The organism is Dermacoccus sp. MPR-E5, assembly GCF_058809565.1.
This window is the reverse complement of sequence record NZ_JBXASS010000012.1, coordinates 22,278-34,852: the sequence shown is the minus strand read 5'-3', so window position 1 is coordinate 34,852 and position 12,575 is coordinate 22,278. Positions and strand designations below refer to the sequence as shown.

The following is a 12,575-nucleotide window of genomic DNA, read 5'->3' as shown; positions in this document are numbered from 1 at the left end:
GGCTCCTGGTGAAGATGAACGATGCGGCGTCTGTGACCGGCCGTGGCCACGGCGGGCCGCAGCCCGTTGCACCACAGGATGCCCGTGCGCTCACGGGCATCCCACCGTCGGAGACCGCGCATGTACCCGGCTGTCGAGTCCCCGGGGAGGGCGACGGTGCTGAACCCCAGAGCAGCGGCTTCACGGGCGACCTCACAAGGCTGCTCCGGCGCGATGATTGTGACCTCATGACCCAGGCTCCGGGCCGCCTGCGCGATCGCCAAGAGCATGACCTCCCCGCCGCCGACCGCACCTTGGTTGGCGCAGAGATTCAGATGGAGCACGGTTCCTCCGGCGGCCGATACCAGGGAGCGCGCACGGCGATCTGCCCGGCCAGATTGCCGGTGATCCAGCCTGTTCGGCCTGCGAGGGCAAAACGCTCTTCCGCGCTGAGCCCAGGCGCCCTGGCCCAGGCCAGCGGCAGCTTCGCCGTCTCCGTGACCGCCCACAGGAACGACATACCGCGCACCGGGCGGCCCAGCAGCTGACTGCGGCGCCACAGACCCACTTGGGCGCGGCTGTAGCGATACCCCTGCGTCATCGCGTCGGAGGTGCCGGCGCGGAGCCGGTAATGAACCGTGGCGTAGGGGTCCACGACGATCGTGCGGCCCGATTCCAACAACCGCCAGGAGAAGTCGACGTCTTCACTGCCGCCCAGCATGGCTTCGTTCATGCCGCCAAGCTCGAGGTACGTGCTCCGGCGGATCCCGATGTTGGAGCCGAAGACGAACACCTCGTAGCCCAGATAGGAGAACGGGCCCTGCTCGTACGGATGCGGCACCTGGTCGAGCCCATCAGCGACCGCCTTGGCACGGCACACGAACTCCGAATTGATGACGTCGAGACGCATCATGCCGGTGGCGAGGACGTCGGTCTGAGACACCACCCGATGCAGCGTCGCCACCCACCGCTCGCCCACGACGTCGTCCGCATCGGACATCGCGATGACGTCACCGCGCGCGGCCTTCACCCCCACGTTGCGAGCGTGGCACTGGCCCTGAACGTCATTGGCCGACACCACGCGGATGTCGAGCGCGCCGCGGTAGCGTTCCACGATCCGCGCCAGCCTCGCAGAGCCTTCGTTGTCGGCGACGACGACCTCGAAGGGCGGCGCGTCCACCTGCGCGACGAGGGCGTCGAGCTGCTCGCCGAGCGTGGCGTGATTCTTGTAGTACGCGGTGACGACGCTCACCGCCGGCTTGGCAGCGCGCACCGGCGTGGCCAGCTCACGGCCGAGATCAGCGGGGGCGAGTCCTAGTTCTGCATACACGTCGAGGACGGCGTCGACCATCTCGCTCACGGTCGGGATGTCATCGGGTAGGTGCGGGCGCTTCGACACGTCGAGACCCTGCTCGATCACAGCATCCGCCATGGCCGACTCGTCGCTCAAGGGTGCGAGGCATCGAGGTGGCAGGATCTCTGGGTTGCCCCCGATGTCGCTGGCCACCACACCGAGACCGGAGTTCACCGCGTCAAGCAGCGTGTACGAGAGATTGTCGGCCCTCGACGGCTGGACGAGAACGTCGTGCGACGCGAGCGCTTCGCGAGCATCGACGAACCCAGCGAAATTGGTTGCGTCGTCGACTCCGAGCTCACGCGCCACAGCGCGTAGTCGATCGGCCTCAGGACCCATGCCCGCGATCGTCAGTGTGGCCCCCGGCTGCTGGGCGCGAACCTGACGGAAGATGCGCAGCGTTGCATCGATGTTCTTCTCGGCATCGAGTCGGGCCAGGGAGAGCAACCGCAACCCGGGGGAGCGAGGAGGCGCCGTCGTCCGATCCACACCGTTCTTGATGACGGTGATCGGCGCGCTCGGACGCCAGTACCTCTCCATGTCGCGCTTCGTGGATTCACTGACGGCGATGAGCCGCGCGGCGCGACGCGTCCGGGCGTGGTGCGCGGACTGCCGTGACCACGCCTTCGCCTTGCTCGAGTGGAAGACTCTCGGGTCTTCGGGGATGTGATGTTCGGTGGAGACGAGGGTGACAGGAAGACCGACAGCCGCCATCGTGGCGAGGAAGTCCGCTTTCGCGAGGTGCGAGTGCACGATGTGCGGGTCCATCCGCCTGATGATTCCGCGCAGATCCGCCACAGCCCTGTGGGCGGGTTGGTCGACATCGAGGGTGAGAATGGGGACGTCGAGGCCACGGAGCTCATCCAGCAGGGGGCCTTCGGGCGCCGCGACGACGAGTCGCCATCCGGGCAGACCGTGGCGCGCGACATCCAGGATGTGTCGCGCCACGCCTGCAAGATTGGAGACGGGGGAGACCCACAGGGCGACAGGGGCAGGGGTGTTCACAGCCAGGCCTCCAACCGATCCAGGGCGGTCCAGAAGCCCTCGCCATTGTTGACGTGGCCCTGCCAGATCTCCGGGATGAACGGGACGCCGGGGGCGAGACGGTCCAACTGCGCTGCCGTGGCGGGCCAGTCGATCTCGCCGTCGCCGATCTGCGGGCCCTCGCCGTCGACACCCTCGGCGTCGACGACGTGCAGGTGATCGCTGAGCGGCGCGAGCTTCTCGACGTACTCGCTGAACGGCTTCTTCGTGAAGTTCGCCGCGAGCTTCGAGTGCGACAGGTCGAACGTCAGGCGGCGGCCGAACTGCTCGCAGAACCACACCGTGTCGTCGACGTCCATGAACAGGTTGTGGTGCTGCTGGCCGCCCATGAGCCACGGGTACGGCGGCAGGGTCTGCGCGGTCAGGCGCACGTCGGTGTCGTCGACGCGTTCGAGAGCCTTTGCGATGCGCTCGTACTTGACGGTGCGCTGTGCGGGCGTGTCGAAGGCGTCCATCGTGAAGCCGCCCATCGTGCAGATGACGATCGGGGGTTCGCCGTTGCCGTCGAACCAGCGACCGAGATCGCGCGTGATCTCGACGACCTTCTGCACCTCGTGGATCGAACGCTCCCACGTCGCCTCGTCGTCGCTCGCGAGGTTGATGATGAAGTCACCGGCGTACAGGTCGGGGCAGTGGACGGTGTGGAACATGCCGTCGAACTTCTTGCTGCCGAACGCTGCGTCGATCTGCTCCATCGACATCTCCACGTCCTTGTAGGACAGGTGGAACTCGAGGAAGTCGGGGTTGGTCAGCGTCTCGCCGGCGCCGAGCAGCTTGCGCGCGTCGTGGTAGCGCACCGGCAGACCCCACGGGCGGTTGAACTCGTACGCGCGCCCGTGCGCCACGGCGTCCGTCAGGTCGGTGGCGTAGAAGAAATCGCCCGACTCGATGGTGCGACGCATCGTGCGCCCGACGAGCGCCCCGAGCCGGTTCGGCTGCAGCCCCCGGCCCGGCGACTTGATCGCCACGTCCGCGCGCGTCAGCTTCTCGCCGACCGCGATGTCACGCGTCGCGACGAGCGATTTCGCGAGGTTGGCGCGGTTCATCAACTCGCCGGTGGAGACGGCGCGCGACTCGCCGTTGCCGAGCGCCGACTCGACCTCGCGGATCTTCGTCACCATCTCGGCGAACTCCTCGGGCAGCAGCGAGACCTGGTGGTCGTTGCCCTCGAGGGTCTTGTCGATCGTGAAGTGCTTCTCGACGACGTGCGCCCCACGCGCCACCGCGGCGATCGGCACGTGATGGCCGCGTTCGTGCCCCGAGTAGCCGACCGGGCACTGACCGATCTCGGCGAGCCGATCCATGTACCGAAGATTGATGTCCTTGAACGGCGCCGGATACGTCGACTGCACCTGCAGCAGCACGAACTCGGCGCCCGCCTGCCGCATCACCTCGACACTCGCGACGATCTCGTCCTCCGTCGACATGCCCGTCGAGACGAGCATCGGCAGGTGCTCGGCCGCGCAGGCGCGCAGGAGGTCGTGGTTCGTCATGTCGGCGCTCGCGATCTTGAGCGCGGGCACCCCGTAGTCGGCGAGGACCCTGAGCGACGCTTCGTCCCACGGCGTGCAGAACGCGTCGATGTCGACGCTCTTGCAGTAGTCGAGGATCTCGATCATCTGCTCGTTCGTGAAGGAGTACTTGGCGAGCAGGTTCATCGTGTACTGCGCGCCGAGATCCTCGCCGGCGCTGGAGGCGAAGTCGCCCTGACGGTACAGGCCCGTCAGATCGCGCAGCTGGAACTTGACGGCGTCCGCACCGGACTTCTTGGCGAGGTCGACGAGCTGCTTCGCGAGCTCCATGTCCCCCTGGTGGTTGTTGCCGATCTCGGCGATGACGAGGCAGCGGTTGCCCTCACCGATCGCGTGGCGCCCAATGCGGATCTCGCTGCCGAGCGCGTTGCGCGCAACCGCACGCACGTGGCCGTGCTCGTCGACGAGTGGGATGACGCGCACGCCGTCGCGGAACGCCTGCGAGATCGTCTGCGTCTCGGTGCCGTGCGCGAGTTTCACCGGCGACGTGTGAGCCGCAGCCATGACGGTGGCGTTCAGGTCGGCGCTCGGGTGCGCCGTCACCCACCGGCGGAAATCGCCGTCGGACAGTGCGCCCTGCAGGATGCCGTGTGCGTCGACGCAGAAGACGATGCCGGTCTTGTTGTCACTGATCTTGTTGAGCGCTGCGAGGATCGTGTCGTCGCTGAACACCACGTAGGGAGCGATCTCCCGGGCGATGGTCGTCGTCATGAAGCTCCTGTGCTCGTTCGGCACCGCGGCCGCTGTGGCGGGCCGTGACAAGAAGATCCGCGGACCCCCGCGCGGATCTGGGCGGACCGTGGCGGCCAGCTCGATGTCTCCCATCATAACCGTGCCGCCTTCGCCCGCCGGGCGTCGCGGGGGTGATCGTCACCGTTCGCGCCCTCAAACGTTGCGCGCTGTCACGTGTCGCGCGAGCTCATCCGTCGCCAGAGGCTCTCGGCCAGCGTGAAGTCGTGCTCCGCGTCGATGTCGATGCCCTCGAGCGGATCCATGACGAACAACTCGATCGAGCCGCCGAGACGATTGTGGTGCCGCTCGTAGATCTCCGTGCGCGTCAGGTAGAGCGATCCCGTCTCGCGATAGCGCAGCTGCTCTGGCCTCAGGTCCTGGCGGCGTGGTCGCGCGTCGACCGGATACAACGCCTCGACGTGCGGCACACGCCGCCACATGAAGATCTCGGCGGGCACGACCCCGACCATCGAGTCGGCACCCGTCACGGCGAACTCGTCGAGACAGCGTGCCAGCGTGCCCGGCAGGCGCAGGGGTGAGGTGGCCTGCAGGAACATCACCTGATCCGGTCGAGCCGCCTCGGCGGTGATCACCTCAATGGCATGCTCGATGACGGGTTCCGACGCCGTCGCGTCGCCCGCCAGCTCCGCGGGGCGTTCGATGACCTGCGCGCCGGCACCGCGGGCCACATCGGCGATCTCTTCGTCCTCGGTCGAGACGTACGGCGTAAGCCCCCGGGTCGCGAGCACCTGTTCGATCGACCACACGATGAGAGGTTTTCCCTCGAGCAGCTTCAGGTTCTTGCGGGGGATGCCCTTCGACCCGCCGCGTGCGGGGATGATGGCCGGAGTGGGGTTCGCCATGACCCCCAGCCTAGGCGAGAGCACAGCCCGCGCGTCGTGCCTGGCTATCCTGGACCGTCGGCCGACGCCGCAGGGCGTCCGAGGCGGGGCGTACTGAGCGGGGTGGGGTCTGATGACGGCGCAGGTCAGTGTGGTGATCGCGTGCTACGACGCGAACGACACGCTGGGGCTTCAGCTCGAGGCCCTCGCCCATCAAGAAGGAGCGCCGGCCTTCGAGGTGCTCGTCGTGGACAACAATTCGCCCGAAGCTCCCGATGCGGTGGTGAGCGGCTGGTCGGACGTGCTCGACATCCGTGTGGTGCACGCGAGCGAACATCAGGGTGTGGCCTACGCCCGCAACGTCGGAGTGAGTCGCTCGGCCGCCCACCGCATCATCTTCTGTGATGCGGACGACTGCGCGGGGCCCCGATTCGTCCAGGCCGCCGCGAGTGCGCTGGAGGCGGCGCCCTTCGTCACCGGGGGAGTGCACACCGTGAACGGGAGATCATTCGCCTCGGGCCGCCCAGCCGTGTGGAAAGAGCTGTCGCGCCTCAGCGCGACGCCCGCACCGCGGGACGTCGTCCGTGACGCCTACCCGGTCTTCATGGGGGGAGCCTCCGCCGTCGAACGCGCGGCGTTCATGGAGGTCGGCGGCTTCGACCAGGGGTATGTGCCGGGCGCGGAGGACAACGATCTCGGGCTGCGTGTTCTGGCCCAGGGTTTCACGCTCCTGCGGGTGCCGGACATGACCTTGGCGGAGCGGCCCCGCGCCAACGCCACCGGGGCCTTCCGACGCTCCTTCGACGGGGGGCGGATGCACATGCGGCTGTGCGCAGGACACGACCTGTGGTCGGTCTCTCCTCACCTGCACGACCCCGAGTGGTGGAGAGATCTCCTGCGGTTGCCCGGAGCACTCGTCACGACCGCGATCCGCGACCGCTCCGCGTCCGGACGCCGGGGGCTCGCGAGCCGCGCCGGGCTTCGTCTCGGCCAGTTCGTCGGTTTCGTCGAGTACCGAATCGTCGGCCGTCCCGTCGGTCAGGACCGAGGACTCGGGCTGTCGGACGCGCCGACGAGCCAGTAGATCTCCTCGGTCGGAAGCTCGTTCGGGTCCAGCAGGCGACCGTCTGTGTCGAGGACGGGGAGCTGAGAGACATAGCACGCCAGGCGCTCGTGCTTGCGGAACACGTCGACGGGCATCACCACCCGGTCCGCCTCGAAGCCGCGGCCGTGTCGCAGCCGCGCCATCTCGTCATCACCACGGGCATGCCAGAGATAGGGGAAGTCCTCGTAGAACGCGATGCGTACCCCGGGATGGCGGACTGCGACGTCGAGCGCGAGATCACGCAGGACGACATGGTCGGGGTTGGCGGCCAGCCCGCCATCCATCGCCTTCGCCCGCCGGTGGAGATACTCCGCGTGCAGGACGCGTTGCACACCGCTGCGCAGGATCCGCCTCCCGCCGGCGCCCAGGCGGGCGACCGCATGGGAGGCGCCCGCGACGGCGGCGGGTTGCGCGTCGCGGGGCGGGGGATTGACGCCGGTCGAGTCGCCCAGGTCCTCGTGGACGCCCTCATGCGACGCTGTGGCAAGGGGCCTCTTTCCCTTGAGCCCGTTCAGCAGGCGGCGACCACGTTCGAGCGTGCTCGTCCATGGGGCGGGCGGCATGTGGCGGCCGGCGCACACCGGCGCGACGACGAGGCCGTGCGGATGCTGATCCATCCACGCCTGCAGGGCCCCCTCGATGTCGACGAGCTCCAGGCGACGCTGTTCGCGGGAGGCGTAGGCGCCTTCGAGGTACCCGAGCCGCCGGTTGCTCGCAGTGACGCCGGCGAATGCGGCGTCATCCTCGATCCGGCGCGCACGCACAGTCGCGTCCGAATCCGCGAACCCACAACTCAGGTCCCACGACGTCGTCTGTGGCGGCCGCGGCGCACCCGTGAAGACCGTCCACACCTCGCACGGGTGATCGAGCACCACCGACGAGGCGCTGAGCATGGCATCGTCCATGTGCGGCGACAGGACCAGCACGTCGCGTTCCGCGATCAGGGCGGCCAAGGATTCAGGGACGGACGAATCGTTCACGTCGCCATCCTCTCGCATCGCCCGCGCACGCCATGGGGGTGCAGTACGCCAGAATGGCCCTGATCCGTTCGGACGACGAGGTGGAGCAGGATGACGAAGACCGTGATGGGTCTGATGCCCGACCTGGCCGCATGGCAGCAGTGGGCTGATCGCCGGCGGCGGGGTGTCGAGACGGTCCGTCGAGCCAAGGGCCGGTTCCGGCCGGTGGCGGAGCCTCGTGCCTGCCTGTGGCTGCCGCGCAGCGCCGCCACCACCCTCGTCGTCATCGACAAGGCGACGCCGAGCTGCCGGGCGGCGATCCTCGAGCCGCTGCGCCACCTGGATCTCGCTCGAACGGCGGTGCTCGCCCCACGCGACCTCGACATCGATCCGCTCGAGGGCCTCGGCGGCGCGTGGGAATCGCGGCCCTATGACGGACCCGCCGATCTGCCGGCCACGATCGGCTCCGTGCTCACACTCGGGGCCTACCTCCACTGGAGCAAGGGTGCCGTGCGCTGGGCGGAAGCACGCGACGTCACCGTGCATCTCGTCCAGCACGGTCTACTCACCCCCTGGTCGCCACCTGCACCGGCCGGAGCGCATGTGCTCGCCTGGTGCGACAGTGACGCCGAATACTGGACGCGCGGACGCCCCGACGTCACGGCCCAGGTCGTCGGATCTCAGATGTTGTGGGCAGCCTCCCACGAAGGTCGGCCACGGATGACGACAGATCGACCCGTCATGCTCGGGCAGCTGCACGGAACGGAGCTGACGCGGCGTGAGACGCTGACGACCTATCTCCACGCGTGCGCCCAGGGCGAGATGCTCTACCGACCGCACCCGAACGAGAAGGACGCCGTCTCGCGAACCCTTCACGCAGTCATGCGGCGGCGAGGCGTCGAGTTCGCGTCGACCAGCACCGCCTTGACCGAGCTCACGCAGCCCGTCGTCTCCATCTTCTCGACAGGCACACTCGAAGCCGCGATGCGGGGCTTGCCCGCCTGGGTCACGGCCACCGATCCACCCCCATGGGTGCGCGACTTCTGGCGCCGATACGGCCTCGCCGAGTGGGGCGGCGAACCGACCCCGCCCTGGCCCACGCTCGACGAAGAACCCGCCGCCACGCTTGCGCGCGTGATCCGAGGAGCCTGACGATGACCGACGCGCCACCGAACGATGCCGTGCCCCAGGAGTCCGCGGCCGGCCCGGGCCCCGCCCAGCCGCATCAGTTGGCGACCCAGGCGAGCCACCCCCGCGTCGCCATCGCACATGACTACCTCACGCAACGAGGAGGGGCCGAACGCGTGGTCCTGGCCATGAGCCGCGCTTTCCCCGACGCGCCGATCCACACGACGCTCTACAACCCGTCGACCACGTTCCCCGAGTTCGTCGACAAGAACATCGTCGTCTCCCCCCTCAACCGAATCGGGGTGCTGCGCCGACACCACCGGCTCGCTCTGCCCCTGCTCCCATGGGCCTCGAACCGCATGACGATCGACGCCGACGTGGTCCTGGCATCGTCGAGCGGGTGGGCTCACGGATTTCCCACGACGGGCCACAAGATCGTCTACTGTCACTCGCCCGCCCGATGGCTCTACGCCGCAGACGAGTATCTCGGCGCGGGCGGCCGCCGCAGCGTCAAGGGCGCGGCTCTCGAGGTGCTCAAGCGACCGTTGCTGGCGTGGGACGTGAAGGCTGCCGCCACGGCGGACGCCTACGTCGCCAACGCCAACGTCATCGCCACACGGATCAAGCGAGCGTACGGCTACGACGTCGCCGTCCTCCCGCCGCCGTTCGGTGTGGACGAGACAGGTCGTCGAGCCCCCATCGCCGCCGTTGCGCACTGGGGTCAGACACCGTACTTCCTCGTGGTGTCACGCCTCATGCCGTACAAGAACGTCGACGCCGTCATCGAAGCGATGCGTGGGCGCTCCGAGCGCTTGCTCGTGGTAGGCGCAGGGCCGATGGCTGAGCCTCTGCGGGCGAGCCGCCCCGACAACGTCGAGATCGTCTCCGACATCAGCGACGACGAGCTGCGCTGGGCCTACGCCCATGCTGCAGCCCTCGTCGCGGCGTCCTACGAGGACTTCGGCCTCACACCTCTCGAGGGCAATGCCTTCGGCAAACCCGTCGTCGCGTTGCGCGCCGGGGGGTACCTCGACACCGTCGTAGAGGGAGTCAACGGCGTGTTCATCGAACGGCCCGCTCCCGCCGACATCAACCGAGGAATGGACGCCGTGCGCTCCCAGCCGTGGGACCCGGACGCCATTCGTGCCCATGCCGAAGCGTTCGGCGAGCACAACTTCATCCGGAGGTTGACGGAGCTGGTCGAAGAGCGCTGAGCCGGCTCAGGCGTCGTCGTTCGCGCGGAACCGACGAGCACGGCGGCTCGGAGGCGCACCGTCGGAGTCTGACGTCGCAGGTGTGGCCTGGCGGGGGGCGCGCTCAACGTTCGCAGAGGCGCTCGGCGCCTGCGACGACTCTCCCCGCATCGGGTCGTGCCTCGTCGTGTCGAGAGGGACCCCGGCGTTGCCTCGGTCCACCTGGGGGCCCGCTGCGGGCGTCGATTCGGGTGCGTGAAGAGTGATGTCGGCGAGCTCGTGCGCCGGGGTCAGTGCGGACGCCTCGTCCGACTCGTCCGTGTGTCCGTATCCGTACCCGTAGCCGTATCCATAACCGGCTGTGGCGTAGTTGCCGGCGCCGTAGCCGTAGACCGTGGAACCCATGGATCGCGGCGGGGTCATGTTCAGGATCGAGCCGAAGTAGTGGGCTCCCACCTGATCCAGGATCTTGGTGCACAGAGCGATCTGCTCCTTGTGCGTGGTGCCGTGGTGGTAGACGACGGCCGCACCGCTGGCCGCCACCGACAGCAGACCGGCGTCCGTGACCGGGAGCAGTGGTGGCGCGTCGAGCACCACGAAGTACTCCTCCTCCAGGGCATCAATGACGGCACTCATCCGGCGCGAGCCCAGAAGTTCTGAGGGGTTCGGCGGGATGCGTCCGGACGTGATGATCGACAAGTTCTTGTGGTCGCCGGGCTGGATCGCCTGACGTAGCGAGGCCTGGCCCGTCAACACCTCCGTGAGACCCACGGCGTTGTCCACGTCGAATGTCTCGTGGATCACGGGGCGGCGGAGGTCGGTGTCCACGAGGACGACGTGCTGGCCGGCGGCAGCCAGCACGCGCGCCAGGTTGGACGCGACCGTGGACTTTCCCTCGCTCTGGACGGCCGAGGTGATCACGAGGGATCGGGGTGGCTGCTCGGCCGAGACATACCGCAGATTCGTCCGCAGCATTCGGAAGGCCTCAGACGTGCTGCCGAGCGCCCCCAGGCCTCCCCGACTCTTGGTCTGCAGGTTCTTGGCCTTCGGAATGACTCCCAGGGTGCCCACGCCGGTGACCTTCTCCAGGTCGCTGGTGTGACGAATGCGCGAGTCGAGCTGCTTGCGCAGCACGACCAGGACCGTCCCCGCGACCAGGCCCAGAAAGGCGCCGATGAGAAGGTTGACGGGCCACTTGGGTGACGTCTGCGACGCCGGCAGGCTCGCTCGTGAGAGGGGATAAGCGTCGTACACCGTCGACTTGGCGCCATTGAGGGTCTCGATGTGCTTGATCTCCTGCGAGAGAGCCGCGGGTGCCAGGTTGGCTGCTTGCTGCGCCTTGGCGGCTGAACTCGAGGATGCGGTCAGCGACAGATTCGAGGTGCCCTCAGATCCAGCGCCTGCGAGCACGAAGTCACCAGGCGAGAGGGCCCCCTTGGACAGGGCGACGACGCGGTCGGCGACACCCGATCCTGAGGCCAGCTGGGCGTACGCACCGGAACGCTGGTTGGCCAGTTGCTGGTTGACCATGGCGGCACTCGCATCATTGGAGGCGCCGGCCATGATCTGGGCCGTCGAGGTGGCCTGATACTCGACTGGCCTGGTCAGGGTGTAGCCAGCGGCTACGACGATGCCGAGCAACATGCTGAGCAGCAGCAGTTTGAGGTTCGTCCGAATGATACGAACCAGGTCCAGAATGGTCACGGGTGCTCCTGTCGTCGCCCACGTTGTGCCCCCGTGGCGACGTATCACTGGTGAGAAGGGTCGGGATCAGTCTAGGACGGCCGTCTGAATGCGGGTGCTTCGAGGCCCGGTTGCGTGTCTCACGTCTGCGCTCGAGGGGTGGGGGTCATCCGTCGGCCTGATCGCCTGGGGTGTCATCACGCTTGGCCACGATGAGCTGGCCGACCTTGTCCTTCACGAGTCGGCGCGCCTCGACGTCGAGCTGAGCGTCGGTGACGAGCACATCGACGCGTTCGAGCGGCGCGATGGTCGACAACCCGACGACGCCCCACTTCGTGTGGTCGGCGACGACGATGACCTTGCGAGCGGCAGCGATGAGAAGACGGTTCGTCTCGGCCTCGAGCAGGTTCGGCGTCGTGAGGCCCGCGTCGAGGTCGATGCCGTGGATCCCGAGGATGAGCGTGTCGACGTGGACGTCGGCCAGCATGCGGTTCGCGACCGGTCCGGCGAGGGCATCGGACGGCGTGCGGACGCCGCCGGTCAGCACGATGTTCTGATCCTCACGCACCGGGTCGTAGAGCAGTTCTGCGACGCGGGGGGAGTTGGTCACGACGGTGAGTCGCTTGACCGGCCGCAACTCTACGGCGACCGCGTACGCGGTCGTGCCGGCGCTCACGGCGATGGTCTGGCCGTGGCCGATGAGGCTGGCGGCCGTGCGTGCGATCTCGGACTTCTGCACGGGGTTCATCGTCGACTTGACCGAGAAACCCGGTTCGTCGATCGGATGGTCGCCGACGGCCGTCGCGCCACCGTGCACCTTGAGGACGAGCCCCTTGCCGGCGAGGAACTCGATGTCGCGACGAATCGTCATGTCGGAGACTCCGAGACGTTCGACGAGGTCGCTGACGCGCACCCCGCCGTCGTCCTCGATGCCGCGCAGGATCGCTTCCTGACGCTGTCGTGCGAGCATCCACCCTCCCGATGGTCCGGGGCGCAGCGCGCCCCGCTCGTGCTCGACCGCGGC

9 protein-coding genes and 2 pseudogenes are annotated in these 12,575 nt (G+C 68.1%); 3 read left to right on the top strand and 8 right to left on the bottom strand.

Annotation, left to right across the window (positions count from 1 at the left end; all coding sequences use genetic code 11):
• Window positions 1-11: 11 nt before the first annotated feature.
• The 5 genes and pseudogenes from AC1RS9_RS10465 to AC1RS9_RS10445 all read right to left on the bottom strand — a co-directional run.
• Window positions 12-323: pseudogene (locus AC1RS9_RS10465) on the bottom strand (glycosyltransferase); the annotation flags it as partial.
• Window positions 311-1,780, bottom strand: coding sequence for a glycosyltransferase (locus tag AC1RS9_RS10460; protein WP_260853048.1), 1,470 nt, complete (start codon window positions 1,778-1,780; stop codon window positions 311-313). The gene AC1RS9_RS10460 and the pseudogene AC1RS9_RS10465, both read right to left, overlap by 13 nt.
• A 93-nt stretch (window positions 1,781-1,873) precedes the next feature.
• Window positions 1,874-2,281 (bottom strand): annotated as a pseudogene (locus AC1RS9_RS10455) (glycosyltransferase family 4 protein); the annotation flags it as partial.
• Window positions 2,282-2,334: 53 nt separating this feature from the next.
• Window positions 2,335-4,620, bottom strand: coding sequence for an N-acetylneuraminate synthase family protein (locus AC1RS9_RS10450; protein ID WP_286697658.1), 2,286 nt, complete (start codon window positions 4,618-4,620; stop codon window positions 2,335-2,337).
• Window positions 4,621-4,811: 191 nt separating this feature from the next.
• Window positions 4,812-5,504, bottom strand: coding sequence for an acylneuraminate cytidylyltransferase family protein (locus tag AC1RS9_RS10445; protein ID WP_492921356.1), 693 nt, complete (start codon window positions 5,502-5,504; stop codon window positions 4,812-4,814).
• Window positions 5,505-5,616: 112 nt separating this feature from the next.
• Between AC1RS9_RS10445 and AC1RS9_RS10440 the strand changes: the two genes are divergently transcribed.
• Window positions 5,617-6,567, top strand: coding sequence for a glycosyltransferase family 2 protein (locus AC1RS9_RS10440; protein ID WP_144694774.1), 951 nt, complete (start codon window positions 5,617-5,619; stop codon window positions 6,565-6,567).
• Here the strand turns inward: AC1RS9_RS10440 and AC1RS9_RS10435 are convergent.
• Window positions 6,522-7,568, bottom strand: a complete 1,047-nt coding sequence (locus AC1RS9_RS10435) for a hypothetical protein (RefSeq protein ID WP_492921354.1) — start codon at window positions 7,566-7,568, stop codon at window positions 6,522-6,524. The two genes, AC1RS9_RS10440 and AC1RS9_RS10435, sit on opposite strands and share 46 nt — an antisense overlap.
• Before the next feature lie 90 nt (window positions 7,569-7,658).
• On the opposite strand from AC1RS9_RS10435, the gene AC1RS9_RS10430 reads away from it, so the two are divergent.
• On the top strand, window positions 7,659-8,699 hold the full coding sequence (locus tag AC1RS9_RS10430) for a hypothetical protein (protein ID WP_492921352.1): 1,041 nt from the start codon (window positions 7,659-7,661) through the stop codon (window positions 8,697-8,699).
• Window positions 8,700-8,701: 2 nt separating this feature from the next.
• On the top strand, window positions 8,702-9,889 hold the full coding sequence (locus AC1RS9_RS10425) for a glycosyltransferase (RefSeq protein WP_376745340.1): 1,188 nt from the start codon (window positions 8,702-8,704) through the stop codon (window positions 9,887-9,889).
• 6 nt (window positions 9,890-9,895) lie between these two features.
• On the opposite strand, the gene AC1RS9_RS10420 is transcribed toward AC1RS9_RS10425, so the two are convergent.
• Both AC1RS9_RS10420 and AC1RS9_RS10415 read right to left on the bottom strand, forming a co-directional pair.
• Window positions 9,896-11,572 carry a tyrosine-protein kinase domain-containing protein gene (locus tag AC1RS9_RS10420; protein WP_492921349.1) on the bottom strand — a complete coding sequence of 559 codons (1,677 nt, stop codon included), beginning with the start codon at window positions 11,570-11,572 and terminating at the stop codon, window positions 9,896-9,898.
• Window positions 11,573-11,717: 145 nt separating this feature from the next.
• A complete protein-coding gene (locus tag AC1RS9_RS10415) occupies window positions 11,718-12,521 on the bottom strand; it encodes a DeoR/GlpR family DNA-binding transcription regulator (RefSeq protein ID WP_492921347.1) in 804 nt (267 codons plus the stop codon).
• Window positions 12,522-12,575: the final 54 nt, after the last annotated feature.

What these genes read in the sequence shown, in the direction of transcription:
- AC1RS9_RS10450 (WP_286697658.1), bottom strand. Translation starts at nt 4,620, where the DNA reads ATGACGACGACCATCGCCCGGGAGATCGCTCCCTACGTGGTGTTCAGC.
- AC1RS9_RS10445 (WP_492921356.1), bottom strand. Translation starts at nt 5,504, where the DNA reads ATGGCGAACCCCACTCCGGCCATCATCCCCGCACGCGGCGGGTCGAAG.
- AC1RS9_RS10440 (WP_144694774.1), top strand. Translation starts at nt 5,617, where the DNA reads ATGACGGCGCAGGTCAGTGTGGTGATCGCGTGCTACGACGCGAACGAC.
- AC1RS9_RS10430 (WP_492921352.1), top strand. Translation starts at nt 7,659, where the DNA reads ATGACGAAGACCGTGATGGGTCTGATGCCCGACCTGGCCGCATGGCAG.
- AC1RS9_RS10425 (WP_376745340.1), top strand. Translation starts at nt 8,702, where the DNA reads ATGACCGACGCGCCACCGAACGATGCCGTGCCCCAGGAGTCCGCGGCC.
- AC1RS9_RS10415 (WP_492921347.1), bottom strand. Translation starts at nt 12,521, where the DNA reads ATGCTCGCACGACAGCGTCAGGAAGCGATCCTGCGCGGCATCGAGGAC.